Below are 24,108 nucleotides of genomic sequence, written 5' to 3'. Positions count from 1 at the left end.
CAACAACGGTTCCACCGTTAATACGACGATCACTAAAGCTGAAGGCGGCAACTTCGAAAACTTGGCCGCGAACCCTGCGCCAGCGACAACGACGATCACCGACTCGGTCGATACCACTACCGTTACTCTGACCGCCGATAACTCGGTGGTTGAAGGCGGCAACATCACTTACACCGCGACGCTGACTAACCCAGCGCAAACGGCTGTGACCGTGACGCTTTCGAATGGTCAGACCATCACGATTGAGGCTGGCAAAACCGCTGGCTCGGTGGTCTTCCAAACTCCAGCCAATGACGTTTACAACAACGGTTCGACCGTCAATACGACGATCACCAAGGCTGAAGGCGGTAACTTCGAAAACCTGGCGGCGAACCCTGCACCAGCGACCACCACGATTACTGACTCGGTCGATACCACTACCGTCACTCTGACTGCCGATAACTCGGTGGTTGAAGGCGGCAACATCACCTACACCGCGACGCTGACTAACCCAGCGCAAACGGCTGTGACGGTTACGCTGAGCAACGGTCAGACGATTACGATTGAAGCCGGTAAAACCGCTGGCTCAGTGGTCTTCCAAACTCCGGCAAACGACGTCTACAACAATGGTTCGACCGTTAACACAACGATCACCAAGGCTGAAGGCGGTAATTTCGAGAACCTGGCGACCAATCCAGCGCCAGCGACCACGATGATCACCGACTCGGTCGATACCACTACCGTTACCTTGACTGCCGATAACTCGGTTGTTGAAGGCGGCAATATCACGTACACCGCTACGCTGACCAACCCAGCGCAAACCGCTGTGACCGTCACGCTGAGCAACGGCCAAACCATCACGATTGAAGCCGGCAAAACCGCTGGCTCGGTGGTTTTCCAAACTCCGGCCAATGACGTCTACAACAACGGTTCCACCGTTAACACAACGATCACCAAGGCTGAAGGCGGTAATTTCGAGAACCTGGCGACCAATCCAGCGCCAGCGACCACGACGATCACCGACTCGGTCGATACCACTACCGTTACCTTGACTGCCGATAACTCGGTTGTTGAAGGCGGCAATATCACGTACACCGCTACGCTGACCAACCCAGCGCAAACTGCCGTGACCGTGACGCTTTCGAATGGTCAGACCATCACGATTGAGGCTGGCAAAACCGCTGGCTCGGTGGTCTTCCAAACTCCAGCCAATGACGTCTACAACAACGGCTCCACCGTTAACACGACGATCACCAAGGCCGAAGGCGGTAACTTCGAGAACCTGGCGACCAATCCTGCGCCAGCGACCACGACGATTACTGACTCGGTAGATACCACCACCGTTACTTTGACTGCCGATAACTCGGTGGTCGAAGGCGGCAACATCACGTACACCGCCACTCTGACCAATCCAGCGCAAACCGCTGTAACGGTCACCCTGAGCAACGGCCAAACCATCACGATTGAAGCCGGTAAAACCGCTGGTTCGGTGGTTTTCCAAACTCCGGCCAATGACGTTTACAACAACGGTTCGACCGTCAATACGACGATCACCAAAGCTGAAGGCGGTAATTTCGAAAACCTGGCGGCAAACCCTGCACCAGCGACCACGACGATTACTGATTCGGTTGATACCACCACCGTCACGCTGACCGCCGATAACTCGGTCGTCGAAGGCGGCAACATCACTTACACCGCTACGCTGACCAACCCAGCGCAAACCGCTGTGACCGTCACGCTGAGCAACGGCCAGACGATCACGATTGAAGCCGGTAAAACCGCTGGCTCGGTGGTCTTCCAAACTCCAGCCAACGACGTTTACAACAACGGTTCGACCGTCAATACGACGATCACCAAGGCTGCAGGCGGCAACTTCGAGAACCTGGCCGCGAACCCTGCGCCAGCGACCACGACGATCACCGACTCGGTCGATACCACGACCGTCACTCTGACGGCGAACCCATCTGTTGTTGAAGGTGGTGACATCACCTACACCGCCACGCTGACCAATCCAGCGCAAACTGCGGTCACCGTGACGCTTTCTAACGGTCAGACCATCAACATCGAAGCAGGTAAATCGACCGGCACCGTGGTGTTCCATACCCCGGCCAACGACGTCTACAACAACGGTTCGACCGTCAACACGACGATCACCAAGGCCACTGGCGGCAACTTCGAGAACCTGGCCGCGAACCCTGCGCCAGCGACCACTACGATTACTGACTCGGTCGATACCACGACCGTGACTCTGACGGCGAACCCATCGGTGGTTGAAGGCGGTGACATTACTTACACCGCTACGCTGACTAACCCAGCACAAACGGCTGTGACGGTTACGTTGAGCAACGGCCAGACCATCAACATCGAAGCCGGCAAGTCCACTGGCACTGTGGTTTTCCACACTCCGGCCAACGACGTCTACAACAACGGTTCGACCGTCAACACGACGATCACCAAGGCCACTGGCGGCAACTTCGAGAACCTGGCCGCGAACCCGGCGCCAGCGACCACTACGATTACCGACTCGGTCGATACCACGACCGTGACTCTGACGGCGAACCCATCGGTGGTTGAAGGCGGCGACATTACTTACACCGCTACGCTGACCAACCCGGCGCAAACCGCTGTAACGGTCACGTTGAGCAATGGCCAGACCATCAACATCGAAGCGGGTAAATCGACCGGCACTGTGGTTTTCCACACCCCAGCCAACGATGTGTACAACAACGGTTCGACCGTCAACACGACGATCACCAAGGCTACTGGTGGTAACTTTGAGAACCTGGCTGCGAACCCTGCGCCAGCGACCACGACGATCACCGACTCGATCGACACCACGACCGTCACTCTCACGGCGAACCCGTCGGTTGTTGAAGGCGGCGACATTACTTACACCGCTACGCTGACTAACCCAGCGCAGACTGCGGTAACCGTGACGCTTTCTAACGGTCAGACGATCGTCATCGAAGCGGGCAAGTCCACCGGGACTGTCGTTTTCCAAACTCCAGCCAATGACGTCTACAACAACGGTTCGACCGTCAACACGACGATCACCAAGGCTGAGGGCGGTAATTTCGAAAACCTGGCAACAAACCCTGCGCCAGCGACCACGACGATTACTGACTCGGTCGATACCACGACCGTGACTCTGACGGCGAACCCATCGGTGGTTGAAGGCGGTGACATTACTTACACCGCTACGCTGACTAACCCAGCACAAACGGCTGTGACGGTTACGTTGAGCAACGGCCAGACCATCAACATCGAAGCCGGCAAGTCCACTGGCACTGTGGTTTTCCACACCCCGGCCAACGACGTCTACAACAATGGTTCGACCGTCAACACGACGATCACTAAGGCTGAAGGCGGTAACTTCGAGAACCTGGCGACCAATCCAGCTCCGGCTGTGACCACCATCACCGACTCGATCGATACCACTACCGTCACCTTGACCGCCAATAACTCGGTTGTTGAAGGCGGTAATATCACCTACACCGCCACGTTGACTAACCCAGCGCAAACCGCTGTGACCGTCACTCTGAGCAACGGCCAAACCATCACGATTGAAGCTGGAAAAACTGCCGGTTCGGTGGTTTTCCAAACTCCAGCAAACGACGTCTACAACAATGGTTCGACCGTCAATACGACGATAACCAAAGCTGAAGGCGGCAACTTCGAGAACCTGGCCGCGAATCCTGCGCCAGCGACCACGACGATTACTGACTCGGTCGATACCACGACCGTGACTCTGACGGCGAACCCGTCAGTGGTTGAAGGCGGTGACATTACTTACACCGCTACGCTGACCAATCCAGCGCAAACTGCGGTCACCGTGACGCTTTCTAATGGTCAGACCATCAACATCGAAGCGGGCAAGTCCACTGGTTCTGTGGTTTTCCACACTCCAGCGAACGACGTCTACAACAACGGTTCGACCGTCAATACGACGATCACCAAGGCCACTGGCGGCAACTTCGAGAACCTGGCGGCTAACCCAGCGCCAGCGACTACCACCATCACCGATTCGATCGACACCACGACCGTGACTCTCACGGCGAACCCATCGGTGGTTGAAGGCGGCGACATCACTTACACCGCAACGCTGACCAATCCAGCGCAAACTGCGGTCACCGTGACGCTTTCTAATGGTCAGACCATCAACATCGAAGCAGGTAAATCGACCGGCACCGTGGTATTCCACACTCCGGCCAACGACGTCTACAACAACGGTTCGACCGTCAACACGACGATCACCAAGGCCACCGGCGGCAACTTCGAGAACCTGGCGGCGAACCCTGCGCCAGCAACCACTACCATCACCGACTCGATCGACACCACCACCGTGACTCTGACGGCGAACCCGTCAGTGGTTGAAGGCGGCGACATTACTTACACCGCTACGCTGACTAACCCAGCGCAAACTGCGGTCACCGTGACGCTTTCTAACGGTCAGACCATCAACATCGAAGCCGGCAAGTCCACTGGCACCGTCGTGTTCCACACTCCAGCCAACGACGTCTACAACAACGGTTCCACCGTCAACACGACGATTACCAAGGCCACTGGTGGCAACTTCGAGAACCTGGCAGCGAACCCAGCGCCAGCCACTACCAGCATCACCGACTCGATCGACACCACCACCGTCACCCTGACGGCGAACCCGTCGGTCGTTGAAGGCGGCGACATTACCTACACCGCTACGCTGACTAATCCAGCGCAAACCGCTGTGACCGTCACATTGAGCAACGGTCAGACCATCAATATCGAAGCCGGCAAGTCCACTGGCACCGTCGTGTTCCACACTCCGGCCAACGACGTCTACAACAACGGTTCGACCGTCAACACGACGATCACCAAGGCCACTGGCGGCAACTTCGAGAACCTGGCCGCGAATCCTGCGCCAGCGACCACTACGATTACTGACTCGGTCGATACCACGACCGTGACTCTGACGGCGAACCCGTCAGTGGTTGAAGGCGGCGACATCACTTACACCGCCACGCTGACCAATCCAGCGCAAACTGCGGTCACCGTGACGCTTTCTAACGGTCAGACCATCAACATCGAAGCCGGCAAGTCCACTGGTACTGTGGTTTTCCACACCCCAGCCAACGATGTGTACAACAACGGTTCGACCGTCAACACGACGATCACCAAGGCCACTGGTGGTAACTTTGAGAACCTGGCTGCCAACCCAGCGCCAGCGACCACGACAATCACCGACTCGATCGACACCACGACCGTGACTCTGACGGCGAACCCATCGGTGGTTGAAGGCGGCGACATTACTTACACCGCTACGCTGACCAACCCGGCGCAAACCGCTGTAACGGTCACGTTGAGCAACGGCCAGACAATCAACATCGAAGCGGGTAAATCGACTGGCACCGTGGTGTTCCATACCCCGGCCAACGACGTCTACAACAACGGTTCGACCGTCAACACGACGATCACCAAGGCCACTGGCGGCAACTTCGAGAACCTGGCGACCAATCCTGCGCCAGCGACTACGACGATTACTGATTCGGTCGATACCACGACCGTCACTCTGACGGCGAACACCTCGGTGGTTGAAGGCGGCGACATCACCTACACCGCCACGCTGACTAACCCAGCGCAGACCGCTGTAACCGTCACTCTGAGCAATGGTCAGACCATCAACATCGAAGCCGGCAAGTCCACTGGTACTGTGGTTTTCCATACTCCGGCCAACGACGTCTACAACAACGGTTCGACCGTCAACACGACGATCACCAAGGCCACTGGCGGCAACTTCGAGAACCTGGCGGCGAACCCTGCGCCAGCGACTACCACCATCACCGACTCGATCGACACCACCACCGTAACCCTGACGGCGAACCCGTCAGTGGTTGAAGGCGGCGACATTACCTACACCGCCACGCTGACCAACCCGGCGCAAACCGCTGTGACCGTCACGCTGAGCAATGGCCAGACCATCAACATCGAAGCCGGCAAGTCCACGGGCACCGTGGTCTTCCACACCCCAGCCAACGACGTCTACAACAACGGCTCCACCGTCAGCACCACGATCACGAACGCCACTGGCGGCAACTTCGAAAACCTGGCGAAAAACACTGCACCCGCAGTCACTACCATCACCGATTCGATCGACACCACCACCGTGACTCTCACGGCGACCCCGTCGGTCGTTGAAGGCGGCACCATCACTTACACCGCCACGCTGACCAACCCAGCGCAAACCGCCGTGACCGTCACGCTGAGCAACGGCCAGACGATCAACATCGAAGCCGGCAAGTCCACTGGCACCGTCGTGTTCCAAACGCCGCCAAACGACGTGTACAACAACAGCTCCACCGTCAACACGACGATCACCAAGGCCACTGGCGGCAACTTTGAGAACCTGGCGGCAAACCCTGCGCCAGCGACCACAACGATCACCGACTCGATCGACACCACCACTGTGACCCTGAGTGCACCCAGCCAGGTCAACGAAGGCGGCACCATCACCTACACCGCCACCTTGAGCAACAAGGCGGGCAGCGACATGGTGATCACCCTGGATAACGGTTCGAGCATCACCATCAAGCAGGGTGCGACCGTGGGCCAGGTGACCGTCAATGCACCAGGCGATGACGTGTTCATCGACAAGAGCACCCAGACCGTCAACATCAACGGCACCACCGGCGGCAATTTCGAGAAGCTCGCCGTAACGCCAGGCGGCGCCACCACGGTGGTCAACGACACCATCGATACCGTGCGAATCCTGCTGACCGCCACCGGCAGCGTCGGCGAGAAGGGCAACATCGTCTACACCGCGACCCTGGTCGATAAAGACGGGCATACCGTCAATAACGTCGGCAAGACTGTGGTGATCGAGCTGGATAACGGCAAGACCATCAGCATTGCCGATGGCCAAAACTCCAGCACGGTCACTGTTGTTGCACCTAACGATGTGTACGCCGGCAACCAGACCGTGACCGCCGCCATCAAGGGCGTGACCGGTGGCGAGCAGTTCGAGAACCTGGTGCCGGTCAAGGATCCGGTCAGCACCACCGTTTACGACACACCGGGCACCACCGACCTGACGACCGTCACCCTGACCGCGCCAAGTGCGGTCAACGAAGGCGGCACCATCACCTACACCGCCACCTTGAGCAACAAGGCTGGCACCGACATGGTGGTCACGCTGGATAACGGTTCGAGCATCACCATCAAGCAAGGTGCGACCGTGGGTTCGGTGACCGTCAATGCGCCGGGCGATGACGTGTTCATCGACAAGAGCACCCAGACCGTCAAGATCACCGGCACCACCGGCGGCAACTTCGAGGGCGTGACCATCACCCCGGGCGGCGCGACCACCGTCGTCAACGACACCATCGATGATGTGACCGTGTCGCTCAAAGCCAACGGCTCCGTCAGCGAAGGCGGCCAGATCACTTACACCGCGTCGCTGGTCGACAAAAACGGCAATGCGGTGACCAATGTCGGCTCCGACCTGGTGGTGAAGCTCGATAATGGCTCGACCATTACCATCGGCAATGGCAAGTCCAGCAGCACCACCACCGCTACAGCGCCTAACGACGCGTACATCGGCGCCAACGATGTGACGGCCAAGATCGCCAGCGTGGTCAGCGGCGGCGACAAGTACGAGCACCTGATCGTTGACGGCAGCACCGTGACCACCAAGGTGACGGACGTGATTACCAACACCACCATCAGCATCACCGGCGACGCGTCGGTGACGGAAGGCGGCACGGCGAACTACACCCTGACCTTGAGCAACCCGGCGCAAACCGATGTGACCGTGACGCTCAAGTACACCGGCACCGCCACCGACGGTTCGGACTTCACCGGCGTGTACACCGTGAAGATCCCGGCCGGCGCCAGCAGCGTGCCGTTTACGATTGGCACGATTGACGACAAGATCACCGAGCCGACCGAAACCATCGTCATCACCATCGACAAGACCACCGGCGGCAACTTCGAGAACCTGGTGGTGGGCAACGGCAGCGTCAGCACCAACATCATCGACAACGATGCGCCGCCGGTCATCGACCTGGACGCCAACAACTCCAGCGGCGCCACCGGTGCCGACTACAAAGTGACCTTCACCGAAGGCACGGCCGGGCCAGGTGTGTCGATTGCCGACACCGACATCAAGATCACCGACCCGGACAGCACCAAACTGACCGGCGCGACGATCACCCTGACCAACGCACAGGCCGGTGATGCACTGAACCTGGGCAACAGCGTGAACGGCATCACCGTCAGCACCAACAACCAGACGGGCACCATTACCCTGACGTTGTCGGGCAGCGCGACGCTGGCTGACTACATGCAACGCATCCAGAACATCACGTTCACCAACAACAGCCACGACCCGAGCACCACGCCACGCACCATTACTGTGACCGTGACCGATGGCGGCAACTACTCCAACGTCGCCACCACCACCATTAACGTCGTGGCCGTCAACGATGCGCCGGTCGCTACCGGCAGCGCCGTAACCGGCACCGAAGACACGCCGCTGGCGCTGACCTGGGCCAACTTCGGTGTGACCGACGTGGACTCGCCGCAAAGCAGCCTCGGCGTGAAAATCACCGACCTGCCGGTGGCCGGCAAGCTGCAGTTCCTGGCAGCCGATGGCACCACCTGGAGCAACGTGACGGCTGGCCAGACCTTTACCAAAGCCCAGATCGATGCCGGCCAACTGCGCTTCACGCCGAACGCCAACGAATCCGGCACCAACGGTTATGGCGGCAGCGGCATTGGCAACCAGCAGGCGGATTACGCGCAGTTCAAGTTCCAGCCGACTGACGGCAAGGACCTAGGCACCAGCGCCACGGTGAAAGTCGATATCACTCCGGTGGCCGACGCACCGACCCTGAATGTGGCCGACAACAGCGTCAACTCGGTGGGCTTGATCAAGCAGAGCTGGAACACGGTTTCCGGGCTTGGTACCAATGGCAACGGTGCAGCACCGGCCGACCTGAAAAACGCTATTGATAACGCCGGTACGCCGAACAGCAGCGCCATCGTCACCAACGTCGAATCCACTGCCAACGTTGCAGCGGGTTCTGGCTCGAAGATCTCCGGCCTGATGTACATGGAAGCCGGCAAGACCTACACCTTCAGCGGTGTTGCTGATGACAGCCTGGTGATCAACATCGGCGGCAAAGATGTGGCCAGCGGCTTGTGGGGCACCAACAGCGGCAAGTTCAGCGGCTCGATCACCCCGACCGTGAGCGGCTACTACAGCATCGAGATCTACCACGCCAACCAGTCCGGCCCGGGCAGCTATGACGTCAACCTGTCGGTCAACGGCGCTCCGGCGCAAGACCTGAGCACCAGCGGCGTGCCGCTGTACACCGGCATCACCGACCTGACCAACGCCGGCGTGACCGTGTCCGACCTGCATGGCAGCAACGGTGACGGCTACTACGTGGGCTACAAGCTCAACGAAGGCCAGGAAAACGGCACCGTCAAACTGTCCAAGGTCACCACCGCGCTGACCGACACCGACGGTTCGGAAACCCTGAGTGTGAAAATCAGCGGCATACCGGCAGGTTCGGTGCTGTCTGACGCTTCCGGCCACACCTTCACCGCGACCAAAGGTGTGGGCGAAGTCAACGTGAACGGTTGGGACCTGAACACCCTGACCATCAAGCCGCCGACCTACTACAGTGGCCAGTTCAACCTGACCGTCACCTCAACCTCCACCGAAAGCCTCGGCGGTTCGGCCGTGACCACCGCGCAATTGCCGGTCACCGTCTACCCGGCGACCTATAACGCGGTGACCGGTACTTCGGGCAGCGACGCGATCACTGGCACCGACGGCAACGACATCGTCGTGGCCGACATCGGCGGCCTGAACGTGGTGCAGGGCAAGAACTACAACATCGCGTTCATGGTGGACAGCTCGGGCAGTATGACAACCGCCTCGATCAACGCGGCGAAGGCGTCGCTGACTTCGGTGTTCAACTCGCTCAAAGACAGCCTGGGTACAAACACCTCAGGCACGGTGAATATCTTCCTGGCGGACTTCGATACCCAGGTGAACAAGTCGGTGGCCATCAACCTCAACGATCCAAACGCCCTGAACGTGCTCAAGGGTGTTCTGGATTCGATGGTGTCGGGCGGCGGTACCAACTACGAAGACGTGTTCAAGACCACGGCTAACTTCTTCCAGAGCGGCCTGGCGACAGGCAACACCGGCGCCACCAACCTGACCTACTTCATCACCGACGGCCAGCCGACGTATTACCAGAGCGGCGAGCAGACCAACCCGACGCTGTACGGCAACGTCAAGTTCGACGATGTGGTAACGACCTCCAATTACACACCGGGCACGACAGTGGCCAAGTACCTGGACAGCACTCACTACTTCAGCATCGACACCTCAGGCTACGCAGTCCTGCAAACCTTGAGTGGCGGCAAGTGGTCCAGCAGCAACCTGGGTTATGTGCATGCCCAGGGCGACGGCACCTTCGAGTTGTCCAACTTGAACGGCACGGGCAACAGCACCGACTCGGCGACCCTGAGCAATGCCAAAAGCGCCTTTGCGCTGCTGGGCGGGTTGTCGCAAGTGGAAGCGATCGGCATCAACGGTGACGTCAGCCTCAGCGACCTCAAGCCCTACGACAGCGATGGCAAGCCGCAAACCAACATCGATCCGAAGGACCTGGCCAACGCTATTCTGGGCCACACCGAAGCAACGCTGCCAGGCGCCGACACCATCAGCGGTGGCGACGGCAACGACATCATCTTCGGCGACCTGGTGAGCTTCAGCGGCATTACCGGCGAGGGTTACAACGCACTGCAGGCGTTTGTGGCACAGAAAACCGGTGTGGCGGTTTCGGCAGTCACGCCTTCGAACGTGCACCAGTACGTCACCGAGCACTACACGGACTTCGACGTGTCCGGCGCCAAAGACGGCAACGACACGCTGCTGGGCGGCAACGGCGATGACATCCTGTTCGGCCAGGGCGGCAACGACTACCTGGACGGTGGCAAAGGCAATGACATCCTGCTGGGCGGCACCGGGAACGACACCTTGATCGGTGGCCCGGGCAACGACATCCTGATCGGCGGTTCGGGTGCTGACACCTTCGTCTGGAAAGCAGGTGACATCGGCAACGATGTGATCAAGGACTTCAAGGCGTCGGAAGGTGACCGCATCGATCTCAAGGATCTGTTGAAAGGTGAGACGGACAGCACCATCGACAACTACCTGAAGATCACCACGGTAGACGGCGTGTCGACCCTGCAAGTGAGCAGTGAAGGCAAGCTCAACGCCGCCGGTGGCCTGGCCAATGCCGATGTGACGATCAAGCTGGAAGGCAACGATTGGTCCCACACCAGCATTAACTCGCTGATCAGTGGTGCCGACCCGACCATCAAGATCGATCACACCGCCTAAGACGCGATTAACCGGCCGCCCCCAGGGGCGGCCGATTTATTTGGGCCACAGGTTGCTGGCCCTGGCGCCGGGTTGCATCGCATACTCGCGCCCATACACACACCGTTGACCTATGCTGGTAGCGGCGTGTGGCTTATTTTCGAGGGGTTCTTATGTTTTACGTGCAACGTGATGCACAGGGCGCACTGAGTCGCGTGGAGGCTGCGGCCTTTGCCGAGTCAACCGAGACCCTGCCGGCCGATCACCATGAGATCCAGGCCTGGTACGCCAACGAAGTGGTGGAAACCAGCCTGGCGCAGCTCAAGCAGAGTGACCTGGAGATGATCCGGGTGCTGGACGATTTGATTCAGGTGCTGACCCGCAAAGGGTTGATCAGCGTGACGGACTTGCCGCCTGCGGCCCAGGCCAAGCTGATGGACCGTACTCACGCGCGGGAAGCGTTGGGTGGGTTGAGTCATTTGATCAATGATGAAGAGACTGGGTTGATCTGATTTTTACAGACGAACCGGATCTAAATGTGGGAGCGGGCTTGCTCGCGAAGGCGGAGTGTCAGTCACTGGATGTGTTGCTGATACACCGCCTTCGCGAGCAAGTCGAATCGTCGCACCGCCGCTCCCACATTTGATTGTGGCGTTAGTGAGTTATTTCCACGGCGCCGGCTCACCAAACAGTTGGCCCTGCACGCCGAAAATCCCCATCTCGCGAATCACCTTCAGTTCGCCTTCGGTCTCCACGCGCTCGGCAATCAGCGGCAAGTCGATACTGTGCGCCGCGCGCTGGATCGCCTCGATAAACAGGCGTTTGTCGCTTTCCTGATCGATCGCGCGGATGTAACTGCCGTCGATCTTCAGGTACGCCAGGCCCAGGCGTGCCAGGTTGCCGATCATGCTGAAGCGCCCGCCAAAACGCTGCAGGCTGAGGGAAAAGCCCAACTCACGCAGGCGCTGGGTCAATTGCTCCAGCAGGGCCTGTTCCGGCAATTGTTCTTCACCGATTTCCAGGGTCAGGCGCGGGCCCAGGTTGCTGTGCTGGCGTAACAGCTCAAGAATTTTGTTCAGCGCCTGTGGATCCTGCAGCGTCGCAGCCGAGAGGTTCAACGCCAGGCTATGGCTGTGGCCGGCCATCTGCTTGAGCACCTGCTCGAGCATCAAACGGTCCAGGCGGGCCGACCAGCCGAAGCGCTCCAGCCAGGGCAGGAAACGCCCCGCGGGAATGGTGTGGCCGTCCTCATCCTGCAAGCGTGACAGCACCTTGTAATGCAGCACTGTCTGCGGGTCCTGGCTGGCGACAACCGGCTGGAAGTACAGCTGGAAACGGTGCTGGGTCAGGGCCTGGTCCAGCAGGTTGTGCCAGGCGTGGTGGTCGTCACCGACGCTGGCAGCGGCGCCGTGGTCGAGGCACACCCAACTGCTGTCGCCCTGCCCCTCAGCCTGCGCCAACGCTTGGTCGGCCAGGGTCAGCAAGGCCTGTGGCGCGTCACCCTGGTTGAACGGCGCCAGGCCGATATACGCGACCGGCGTGACATCACTGGCACCGGTGGCCTGCAAGCTGAGCAAGGTGCTTTCAAGGTTCTGCGCCAATTGCAGCGCTTCCTCACGCACCAGCCCCGGCGCCAGCACTGCGAACTCACCCCCGCGAATACGGGTGACGAGGTTGTGGGTTTCCGGATACGGCTCACACTGGCGCAGCAGTTGCTCGCCCACCGCTTTCAGCAACTGGTCGGTGCGCTGGCCGCCGAGACGTCCGTTGAGGCCCGCCAGGTCTTTCACGCGCAGCACCAGCAGGTAGCCCGAGTTGATCTCTTCCGGGTTGCTGACGCGGGCGTTGAGTTGCATCTCGAAGTAACGGCGGTTGGCCAGGCCCGTGAGGTTGTCCTGATAGGACTCGGTGCGCAGTTTTTCACTGCGCTCGGCCTGCTCCTGGAACAGCGCCTTGAGCTTCTCGACCATCTGGTTCATGGCCTGCACCACACGGCGCAGTTCGGGCGTGCGCGGCAGGTCAGGCAGGCTGAGGAATTCGCGACGGGCAATGGCGTGGGACTGCTTGACCATGTAGTCCAGCGGCTTCAACTGCCGGCGCAGCAACAGCGCGCCCAGCACCGCACTGACCGCGCCGCACAGCAGCAACCAGCCGAGGCTGCCCAACGCGCTTTGCCAGAGTTTGGCCAGGGCGAACATCGGATGGCTGACCACCTCGACGCGCGCCGCCTGCTCCCAGCCACGATTGACCAGCGCATCGCCGCCGGCCGGCTCCAGGCCGATCAGCTTGACGAACCAGTTGGGCACGCCGTTGTTGTCAGGGATACCGTTGCGCTCGACGATGGTTTTGTCGGTCGCCAGGTCCACCACGCGGATGCTCGCGTAGTAGCCACTGTCAAAGATCGAACTGACGAGCAGTTCCACCATCGCCGGGTCGTCGATATTGGGCGTCAATGACAGCGCCAGCGCGGTGGCGGCGTCCTGGGCGTGGGAGCGCAGTTGGTTGACGTATTGCGTGCGTGAGCTTTCCAGGCTGACCATGAAGCTGCCGCTGAAGGCGACTACCAGGAACAGACAGATTGCGATCAATAGTTGTTTGAACAATGACACCGATCAGTTACTCCTAGTTGGCAGGCTCGGCCGGGAAGCCTTCCGCACGCATTTTTCTCAACACATCCTGCCAGCGCGACAAGCGTTTGGTATCACCGACTTTCTTGTTGCCCGTGGCGCCGGGCAAGTACAGACCCTCGGCGTTGAAGGAGTACACCGGCACCAAGTCGGTACGGCGAGTGGCCGGCAGAATTTCATCCATCAAGCTGTCGAGCACCAACGGGATCGCGTCAGGGGTCGAATAATACGTCAGGACCATGTGCGCGCGATTCTGACGCAAGGCCTTGACGTAAGTAATGCGCAATTTGTCGCTGGAGACGCCCAGGTGACGCAAACTGAAATACTTTGCGATCGCGTAGTCTTCACAGTCGCCGGCCCCCTTCCACAAGGCTTCAATGGGTGTCTCCCAATAGTCCACCACGTGCCAGAGGTCGATGTCTTCCACGTAGGTCATTTGCTTGTTGAAAAACAGGTTCACGACCTTGAGTTGCTCTTGCTCGCTGACCTGCTTTTGGGTCGCCAGCAGGCGCTGCCAGTCGTCGATGCGCCGTTGCCCCTCGCCCAGTGGCCCGTACAAGGCCGTGGCCTTGCGGCTGATCTGAGAGAAATCCCAATCGGCATGCAGCCCGCCAGGCATCAGGCCGGCCAACAGAATCGCTGAAAGTAGCCAGCTGGAGAGTCGAGAGGGAATAAAACGTGCCGCCAAAGCGTTCAGTCCGTGATGGAGACGGAAATTCAAAGGATGGTGCAGCGTCGATCGACAAAAAACAATGGCACAGTGCAATCATTCATACGTGAGGGAAGTTTGTAACCGCCTTGCGTGGGATGCATAAAGTGCGTCCTGTAAGCCCTTACAAACGGAAACTTTGGTTGTTTGACAAGCGTGTGGACCCTCTCTAGTGTGCATTGGATCCAATTAAACACACTTTATTCATGACAGGAGGATAGCGTAACCGTGACGCAGAAGCCGAACCCTTTAAGCAGCATAAAAATCAGCGGGCCTATTCCTGCTCATCTGGCTCGCGCCGTCATTGAAGAAACGCTGCGCAATGCCATTCTTGATGGCCGCTTGCCCTGCGGTACCGCAATGCGCCAGCAAGAACTCGCCAGCTTGTTTGGCGTCAGCCGCATGCCGGTGCGCGAAGCGTTGCGCCAGCTCGAAGCCCAATCATTGTTGCACGTGGTAACCCACAAGGGCGCGGTGGTCGCGCCGTTGATCGAAGACAACTCCGCTGAAACCTATGGTCTGCGGATGTTGCTGGAGTCCGAAGCGTTGCGCTTGTCGATTCCGTTTCTCACCGATGCTGACATTGCCGAGGCTGACGGCCTCATCAATGCGCTGGAACAGGAGCGCGACTACGCCGAAATCGGTCGCCTCAATCGCCTGTTCCACATGGCCCTGTACGGCAAGGCGCCCAACCAGCGACTGCTCAAGTTGGTCGAGCACGGCCTGAATGAGGAGGAGCGCTTTCTGCGGTTCAATCTGGAAGCCATGGGGTTGGGCGAAACGTCCCAGGAAGATCACCGGGAACTGCTTGCCCTCGTGGCACAGAAGAAGGTCGACGAAAGCATCCTGACGCTGCGCAATCACCTGATGCGCGGGATGGAAGTGATCACCACTTACCTGAACGGGCTCGATAATAAGGGTGCGCAGTAAACGTTCCCGGGTACTGATACGGTGCGGGCTCCCTTCCTTCCGGGAGGGCTCCACGTTAATCCACTCGCCCCCTGTTACTCTATTTAAATGATCCTGCATGTATCAGAGAAACTTCCCACTTTGAAAGTGGCAACTTTCTCATCATAAATACTGTCCCGCAAAAATATCTAATACTTTCACAAGTTCATCAAAGCGTTTAATCAGATTATTATCTGCCGCCCTTAAAACCCCATATTTATTACGGCAGCGCGCACCATGTCCGGTTAGTGCTGCGTGTGGTTTGGGCCAACATCATCCTTCAACTTACACCTACAAAATCCCTCACTATTTTTTTGAGCTGTCGCAACAACTTATAGGCATCAACCATGCATCAAACTTTACTTGAACAAAAAAAACTGCAGTTATGCAATCATCCGTTATTTATAGAAATAACTTCACTTAACAAGTTACAACTTTTCATGGAGTACCACGTCTTTGCGGTGTGGGACTTCATGACCTTGACCAAACGCCTGCAGCAGGACCTGACCTGCACGCAGCTGCCCTGGCTCCCTCCCGCAGACCCGCATGCCGCGCGACTGATCAATGAAATCGTGCTCGGCGAAGAGTCAGATGAACACCCTGTACAAGGCTTTTGCAGCCACTTCGATCTGTATCTGGAAGCGATGGCCGAGGTAGGCGCCGACACGACTGCCATCAATGGCTTCATTGCGCTGCAACGTCAGGGCGTCAAGGCCAGCGCGGCATTGCGTGGGGTCGGCGGGCCGCAAGGCGTGGCTCGCTTTGTCGACAGCACCTTGCAGACCGCCTTGGCCGCTCCCACCCACTGCGTGGCGGCAGCCTTCCTGCACGGTCGCGAGAGTGTAATTGCGCCGATGTTCGAACGCATTCTGCACGGCAACGCCCTCATTGCGCGTCAGGCGCCGACCTTGTGCCATTACCTCTCCCGCCACATCGAGCTGGACACCCAGGACCATGGGCCAGGCGCCGAACAGTTACTCCAGCGTTTGATCGGCGCAGACCCGACCCGACAAAACCAGGCCAGCGAGTTTGCCCTCGCAGCCGTGCACAGCCGCATCGGCTTGTGGGATGACGTGCGCGCCGCGCTGCATGAGGTGCACCCGTGAACGCCACCGACTACCGCTCCTTTGCCGACGACTGGGAACGCCGCGCCACCGTTCGCACACGCCTTCGACGCCAGTTGGAAGACGATGACAAGCTGATCTTTCCGCTGTGCCGCCAACCCCTGGTGCTGAGTGCAACCTTTGTCGAACATTGCCGGCAGTGGCGCGATTTCGTGCTGGTACAAAGCTTTTATAAATTCCTGCATGACGTGGTGATCTTTGAGACGGAGATCGTCGACCACGCCGCACGCAGCATTGCCAAGAACCGCTGCTCGCTGCCCTTCCCACTCGCCTGCCGTCATGACGCGATGAGCGTTGTGGTGGATGAGGGTTATCACGCGCTGGTGGCGTTGGACTTCCTGCAGCAAACCGTGGCCATGACCGGCATCCAACCGCTCGAGCTGGAGGAACACATCGAGCTCAGCCGAGCCCTCCCGGCCGCGCAGGCACTCGCCCCGGCACACTTGCGCGATGCGGTGGAGTTGATTGCCGTGGCCATCGCCGAGAACACCGTGACCCATGACGTGGCAGCGTTTGCCAAGGACGACAGCGTCAAGGCTTCCATCCGGGGCCTGATGGCCGATCACTTGTTTGATGAAGGGCGTCACGCACAGTTCTGGACCCACCTGGTGCGCATTTACTGGCAGGCGGCAAGCCCGGCAGACCGCGACGGCATCGCTGAAATCCTGCCAACGTTTTTGAGGCATTACCTGACCAACGAGCTGCAGCAGCGGTTCGATCTGCACCTGATCGAACACCTCGACGTCAGCGCCCACGTCCGCCAGGCGCTGCAGAACGACGTGGCGGCGCTGGCCTTTCCCATCACCCCTCAGCACCCGCTGCTCGGTAACATCACGGGGTTCCTGCAGCGCAGTGGCATGCTGCAAACACCGAGCGTTACGCGGGCCATGGACGACTACCTGTCCCCATCACGGAGGCCGGCATGAGGCGGCTGACCATCGGGTGGTGCGGTAACAGCAAGGCTCTGGAAGCGGTCAAAACAGGGTTGGCGCCCTACGGGCACGTCATCGCAACCGAAGCCCTCGACGTGCTCATTGAGGACGGCAGCCAAACGCCAATCGCTCATGATTGCGAAACTCAACGGCTGAGCCTGCGCCTGGGTATCAGCCCCCTGTCCAAATGCGGGCTGCCTGCTGTGCAGTTGCGCTGCTACAGCCAGGCTCAACGCTTGTTGGCGGTGCACGACATTGCCGAGGAACCCAGCGGCAATGGCCAGCAACTGTGCCGGCTGGCAACGCGCGCGTTGGTGGACTGGGTCGCCGTGCTGGTCAGCGGTTTTTCGCGAGACCCGACGTTCTTCAGCGCAGGTGCCACCGCGAACTCCTGGGCTGAGTACGGCTTGCAAAGGCTGGACGCACTGGCCTATTTGCATCGATTCAATCGCACCGAACAGCCCGCCTTGTTGCAGGCCTCCCGGGAACCGATGATCGACCGGCTACAGGCCAGCCTGCACGCTTTTTGCGAACGACCCGCGCTGAACATCGCAGGAGAGGTGCTGACCTACCGACAATTAAGGAATAGAGCCCTGTCGATCCAGCAGCAACTGCGGCCCCTGCTGGAGGGCATTGAGGCGCCGCCGGTGGTGGGTGTATGCCTGGAAAAATCGGTTGATTTGTACGCCAGCATTCTCGCAGTACTGGGCTGCGGCGCGGTGTATATGCCGCTGGCACCAGATCACCCGCCGCTGCGTCAGCAGGCCATGCTGGCAAGCGCCGGAGCCAGGGTATTGCTGGATGATGGTCGGCACCCTTTGCGCGATCACTTCAGTAGCCTGGACGTCGGCACTGTCCAAACGATCATCACCGACGCGCCATTACCATTGATGCAACATCGGCCCTCTATCGACGCCCCCTGCATGGTGCTATTCACCTCGGGCACCACGGGTCAGCCCAAAGGCGTACTGCTCAGCCAAGGCAACCTGGCGCATTTCACCGCGTGGGCTGGCGACTGCCTGGCGATGAATGAGCGGAGCCGCGTCCTGCAGTTCTCACCCTTGAGTTTCGACTCCTCGTTGATCGATATTTTCCCCGCCCTGATCGCCGGGGCGCAGCTGATCGTCCCGAGCGAAGACCAGCGCCGCGACCCGCAGCAACTGGTGGAGCTGATCCGACAACAGCGTGTAAGCCATGCGTTTCTGCCGCCGGCGCTGCTCAGCATCCTGCCACTGGATCAGCCATTGGGCTTGACCCACCTGCTCACCGGCGGAGAAGCCTGCGAGCCGCATGTGATCGAGCGTCTGGCGGGCCAATGCCAATTGCACAACCTCTATGGGCCAACCGAAGCCACGGTGCTGGCCACCCAAAGAACGCTCCAGCCGGGGGACAGCAATCGTAATCTGGGGCGTTCCATCGCCAACAGCCAAGTGCTGATCCTCGATGACGACCTGCAACCCGTGGATGAGCAGGTGATGGGGGATCTGTACATCGTCGGGCCTGGAGTGAGCCTGGGGTATGTAAACGTCCCCCGGCAGGTGGACACGCCTTTCGTGACGCTGACACTGCCGGGTGGTGCGGCGCTCGCGGCTTACCGTAGCGGTGACCTGGCCATGTGGACTGCCAACGGTATCGAACTGGGTGGGCGCCGGGATGATCAGGTGAAGATCCGGGGCTTTCGGGTTGAGCCTCAGGAGATCGAACAATGCCTGCGCAGCTGTCGGATGTTTCGCCAGGTCGCCGTGGTGATCGATAGTCATCGCCGGATTCGCACCTTTGTCGCCCAACCCGAGTCGGGCGCCACGCTGGCTGGCTTGCAGCAGCATGCCCAGCAGTGGCTACCGGCTTATATGCAGCCACAGGTGTGGACTGAGGTGCGCGTCATGCCACAGACCCCCAACGGCAAGATCGACCGCCAGGCATTGGTGACAGTGCCGGCGCCCGTCTCGCCGGCGACCACACGCAACGTCCCTCTTAACCCTTTGCAAACGCAGCTGGCAACGTTGTGGCGTGAGTTGTTGGACCTGCCTGGCGCTGAGCTGTGCATCGATGACAGCTTTTTCAACCTGGGTGGCCACTCCATTTTGCTGTCGACCCTGCTGCTGCGCCTGCGTGAAGAGTTTGGCCGCAGTGTTTCGCTGAGCCGTTTCTTCGAGGCGCCGACCATTCGCACGCTGACCGTGCTGATGGAAGACGGCGCACTACCCGATGCGCCGTCAGGCCAGATGGAAGAGGATGCGGCGCAGCCGCTGAATATCGACATGCTGCACGCAGAGCGCGCAGGCGACCCGCGCAAAGTGATCGTCACCGGCGCCAACAGCTTTGTGGGGGTGCATATCGTCCAGGCTTTATTGGCCAGTGGGGCGCAGCAGGTCACCTGCCTGGTGAGGGAACGGCCGGGGCACTCAGCGATGGCACGCTTTACCCAGGCATTGCGCGAGTATCGCCTGGAGCATCTGGACCTGCGCCGGGTGCAGGTCTATGCCGCCGATATCAGCTTGCCTCGGCTGGGTCTGACCTGCGATGTCTATGAGCACCTCGCACGCAGCCATGGCGTATTGGTACACAACGCTGCGCGGGTCAACCACGTCCTGGATTACGCCTCACTCGCCAAAGACAACGTCGAGCCCGTGCTCGAGTGCCTGAGACTGTGTGAAACCCATTGCAAGAAGTTTTCAATTTCATCTCGACGCTGTCGGCGTGCAGCTGTATCGATGCGCAAGGCAACATTCTTGAAGCACCGGCCGTGGCCACCTTGCCGCTTTACATCAGGAATGGTTACAACCTCTCCAAGTGGGTTGCCGAGCGGCTGTTGGGGCGTGCGACCGAGCAAGGAGCCTGGGTGAATATCCATCGGCCGGGGAACATCGCGTTCAATAGCCACAGCGGTGTCTGTCAGCCACACAACAACCGCCTGATGCTGATGCTCAAAGGCTCACTGCAGTTAGGCCTGGCGCCGCGCCTGGAGATCAACTTCGACCTAATGCCGGTGGATTTTTTTGCGCGCTTCATCGCGTTCCACTGCGGCCGGTTTGCCGCCGGGCAACACATATTCAACCTGTATAACCCGCAACCGTTGAGCTGGGACGACTACCTTGAGGCTTTCCGCCAGGCAGGCCACTGCTTCGAGCGCGTAAGCGTTGCGCACTGGCAAAGCAAACTACGCACGGTAGGGCCGGATAACGCGCTATTTGGCGTGCTGGGTTTCTACCTCAGTGACCTCGCAGAAGACATCAGCGATACCTCGATGATTTGTCACGAAAACGCACGCCGGGGCGTTACAGCGATGGGTGAAGACTACCCGCAAAAGAACCCCGCGCTGCTGCGCAAAGGCTGCGACCACCTCAAGGCCATCGGCTTTCTCTGACTCGTTTCTGGACAACCTGATGAAACAGCTGCAACCCGATACATTAATCCGCAACCCGCAGGGCTTACCGTTAACGGCGACGGTTGACGTCGCCTGCGCGGCCGCTCACCTATGGCGTTTGGTAGGCAACTTCGCTGCTTTTGATGCCTTCATTCCTGCCCTTTCGCACATCGAAATGACGGGCGCCGGAGTCGGTGGATTGCGCACGAAATTTTTCCACGATGGCCATTGCGTCGTAGAACAGCTCAACAGCCGGGATGAAGACGCCATGTGTATGACGTGGACCACGCTCTACAACACCCTGGGCGTGGCCAGGCTATGGGCGGCGATGAGCGTGCAAGCATTGGGCGCAGAACGTTCCAGGGCGACCTGGACCCTTATCGGCGAACCCGTCGCAACGTCTCAGGTGGAATTTGAAAGGTTTGCGCAGGCATTTATCGACAGCGCCCTGGAGAATGTTCGTCAACTGCTCGGCTGATCGGCAGGAGCGAGAGGCCTCGCTCCTGCACAACCCGGGTCAGATTTTAAAACTGTCGACCAGCTGCTTCAGTCGGCTGGCCTGTTGGGACAGTGCGTCACAGTCCTTGAGCGTTTCGTTGAGGTTGGCCACACCCTGCTGGTTCAGCAGGTTGATCTGGTTGATGTCGACGTTAAGGGTTTCCACCACCGCGGTCTGCTCCTCGGTGGCGGCAGCGACCGATTGGTTCATGCCGTCGATCTCGACGATTCGCTGCGTCACGCTGACCAGGCGCTCACCTGCCTGGTTAGCGACTTCAACGCTTTCTTCGCTGGAAGTCTGGCTGGCATTCATGGTGGTCACGGCCTCACGTGAGCCCACTTGCAGCGACGTGATCATCTTGTGGATCTCTTCAGCGGACTCCTGGGTACGGTGGGCCAGGTTACGTACTTCATCGGCCACTACCGCGAACCCACGCCCGGCTTCCCCGGCACGCGCAGCTTCAATTGCAGCGTTGAGCGCCAACAGGTTGGTTTGCTGAGAGATGCCTTTGATCACGTCGAGAATGTGACCAATGTTGTCTGTGCTCGCGTTGAGGGTTTCGATCTGGGTACAGGACAGGCTGATTTTCTGCGACAACGCCGACATCGCCAGAATGGTTTGCTCCACTACCTTGCGCCCATCGTCTGCCTGCTCACTGGCACCGCTGGCGTGCTGCGAAGCATCCGCCGCATTTCGCGCGATTTCCTGAGTGGCCGCGCCCAGCTCGTTGATCGCTGCAGCCACGCTGTTGGTGCGCGCACTTTGCTCGTCCGAGCCAATGATCGAGGCGTTGGAGGACGCCATGACGCGCTGCGACAGCTCGTGTACCTGGCGTGTCGCTGAGGACACTTCAGAAATGGAGGCGTGGATACGCTCGACAAACTGGTTGAAGGCGCTGCCGACTTCGCCGAACTCATCCTTGCTGGTGACATCCAGACGGCGGGTCAAATCGCCTTCACCCTGGGCAATGTCCTGCATGGCGACGCCCATGGTGGTGAGCGGGCGCAGCAGTACTTGAATCAACAGACTCAGGAGCACGGCAATGGCCACGACGGCGATCAACATTGCGATCAGCGCCGATGTACGGAATTTTCCAAGTGGTGCGTAGGCTTTGTCTTTGTCGATCGACAGGCCGATGTACCAATCCGCACCTGGCAAACCGCTGACCGGGGTGAACGAGAGGATACGGTCCTTGCCATTGAGGACAACGTCCTGGCTGACCTTCTCGATACGGACCTGGGTGCCCGGGTAGATGTCCTTGAGGTTTTTCATCACCTGATCCTGATCAGGACTGACGATGACCTGACCGTCGGCACTGACCAGAAACGCATGACCGATACCGCCGAAATCCACCGAGTTGATAATTTTAACCAGGGTTTGCAGGCTCAGGTCACCACCGACTACGCCCAGCAGTTCACCGTCCTTCTTGACCGGCAGCGCGATGGTAACGATCTGCCCACCGACTGCGGCCATGTAGGGAGGCGTAAGCATGGTTTTATTGGCGGCGACGGCTTGTTTGTACCAGGGACGCTGACGTGGGTCGTAACCGTCGGGCATCTTGGCGTCGGGCCGTTGCGTGAACACGCCGTTGGTTTGACCGACATACGTGAACTGGAAGTTCGACGTGAACGCAGGTTGGTCAACCAACCCGGGAAGGTCGGCAGCATTGCCTTGGTGAGCAACGTTTTGTGCCAGGCTTTCGAGTACCAAGATGCGACCGCTGAGCCAGTTCTGCACACTGCTGGCGGTGAGTTCACCGGATTGCTGGATAGACGACTCCAGGTTTTGCTTGATGGTGCTGCGCTGCAGGTAGTCGTTATAGAGCGTGAATAACGCGAAGGCCAGAACCACTACGCCTGACGCGGCCAACAGAATTTTATGGCTGAACTTGAGATTCATTTCATCGACTTCTTTTGCCAAAGGGGGGTGAGCGTGCCGAGGGGAACATTCCATGTAACGGGATAGGCGGACTCTCAGGCCGCTCTATTTCGGTGCACGCATGGCTCGTCAGGCTTTCGGCCAAGCTTCGTCAAATCTTAGAAATTTGTGAGAAGCATCTACTTTTCCCGTAGGAACCCGACCGGCGGTAGACCTTCGCGCTTCGGAGTTGCAAATTCTTGCGGCCTTTAAGGCAATGCGGTGGATGTGGACTTTAGCCCGCACTAACGGCTGATCACGCTGGTGCGTGGTGAAATACGGCTGACTTGCGGTGCAGGTTCGGTACCGTTGTTAGTCATCACTCTGCACGGCATGCTTGAGGGCATCAGCGGATGCTTTGCAGTGCACTAGACCCTAAACGACAAAACCCCTGTCTGCGTTAGCAGACAGGGGTTTTGGAATTCAATCTTGACGATGACCTACTCTCACATGGGGAAACCCCACACTACCATCGGCGATGCATCGTTTCACTGCTGAGTTCGGGATGGGATCAGGTGGTTCCAATGCTCTATGGTCGTCAAGAAATTCTGTGTACCAGTTCGTTGCCTCAGCAACGTGCCGGTGAAATTCATGGACTTCTACATAAACAAAACCCCTGTTTGCGT

9 protein-coding genes, 1 rRNA gene and 1 pseudogene are annotated in these 24,108 nt (G+C 59.1%); 7 read left to right on the top strand and 4 right to left on the bottom strand.

Annotated elements, in window-relative coordinates; translation table 11 throughout:
* On the top strand, positions 1–11,380 hold an 11,380-nt coding region (locus BFW87_RS12130; RefSeq protein WP_139372425.1), incomplete at its 5' end, for an immunoglobulin-like domain-containing protein.
* Positions 11,381–11,532: 152 nt separating this feature from the next.
* On the top strand, positions 11,533–11,871 hold the full coding sequence (locus tag BFW87_RS12125; RefSeq protein WP_078740052.1) for a tryptophan synthase subunit beta: 339 nt from the start codon (positions 11,533–11,535) through the stop codon (positions 11,869–11,871).
* A gap of 150 nt (positions 11,872–12,021) precedes the next feature.
* Here the strand turns inward: BFW87_RS12125 and lapD are convergent, their stop codons facing one another.
* Both lapD and lapG read right to left on the bottom strand, forming a co-directional pair.
* Positions 12,022–13,968 carry a cyclic di-GMP receptor LapD gene (gene lapD, locus BFW87_RS12120; RefSeq protein ID WP_078740051.1) on the bottom strand — a complete coding sequence of 649 codons (1,947 nt, stop codon included), beginning with the start codon at positions 13,966–13,968 and terminating at the stop codon, positions 12,022–12,024.
* Positions 13,969–13,981: 13 nt separating this feature from the next.
* Entirely contained in the window at positions 13,982–14,674 is a 693-nt protein-coding gene (lapG, locus tag BFW87_RS12115) for a cysteine protease LapG (protein ID WP_078740050.1), read from the bottom strand.
* A 249-nt stretch (positions 14,675–14,923) separates the two neighbouring features.
* Here lapG and BFW87_RS12110 point away from each other — a divergent pair, with 249 nt between their 5' ends.
* The 5 genes and pseudogenes from BFW87_RS12110 (at position 14,924) to BFW87_RS12090 (ending at position 21,544) form a co-directional block, all read left to right on the top strand.
* Positions 14,924–15,625, top strand: coding sequence for a GntR family transcriptional regulator (locus BFW87_RS12110; RefSeq protein ID WP_078740049.1), 702 nt, complete (start codon positions 14,924–14,926; stop codon positions 15,623–15,625).
* Positions 15,626–15,990: 365 nt separating this feature from the next.
* Positions 15,991–16,749, top strand: coding sequence for a DUF3050 domain-containing protein (locus tag BFW87_RS12105; protein ID WP_078740048.1), 759 nt, complete (start codon positions 15,991–15,993; stop codon positions 16,747–16,749).
* On the top strand, positions 16,746–17,693 hold the full coding sequence (locus BFW87_RS12100; RefSeq protein WP_078740047.1) for a diiron oxygenase: 948 nt from the start codon (positions 16,746–16,748) through the stop codon (positions 17,691–17,693). The genes BFW87_RS12105 and BFW87_RS12100 overlap by 4 nt, the downstream gene beginning before the upstream one ends.
* Positions 17,690–21,066 (top strand): annotated as a pseudogene (locus BFW87_RS12095) (amino acid adenylation domain-containing protein). Before BFW87_RS12100 ends, BFW87_RS12095 begins: the two are co-directional and overlap by 4 nt.
* 19 nt (positions 21,067–21,085) lie before the next feature.
* Positions 21,086–21,544, top strand: a complete 459-nt coding sequence (locus tag BFW87_RS12090; RefSeq protein WP_078740046.1) for an SRPBCC family protein — start codon at positions 21,086–21,088, stop codon at positions 21,542–21,544.
* 39 nt (positions 21,545–21,583) lie between these two features.
* On the opposite strand, the gene BFW87_RS12085 is transcribed toward BFW87_RS12090, so the two are convergent.
* The gene (locus BFW87_RS12085) at positions 21,584–23,464 is read right to left on the bottom strand and encodes a methyl-accepting chemotaxis protein (protein WP_078740045.1); all 1,881 of its coding nucleotides are present in this window, start codon (positions 23,462–23,464) and stop codon (positions 21,584–21,586) included.
* Between the two features lie 445 nt (positions 23,465–23,909).
* Positions 23,910–24,025 (bottom strand): 5S ribosomal RNA (rrf, locus tag BFW87_RS12080).
* Positions 24,026–24,108: the final 83 nt, after the last annotated feature.

Source organism: Pseudomonas fluorescens (assembly GCF_002022275.1).
Taxonomy (GTDB): Bacteria; Pseudomonadota; Gammaproteobacteria; order Pseudomonadales; family Pseudomonadaceae; genus Aquipseudomonas; species Aquipseudomonas fluorescens_AJ.
The sequence above is the reverse complement of the archived record's forward strand: the minus strand, read 5'-3'. Positions and strand labels throughout refer to the sequence as shown.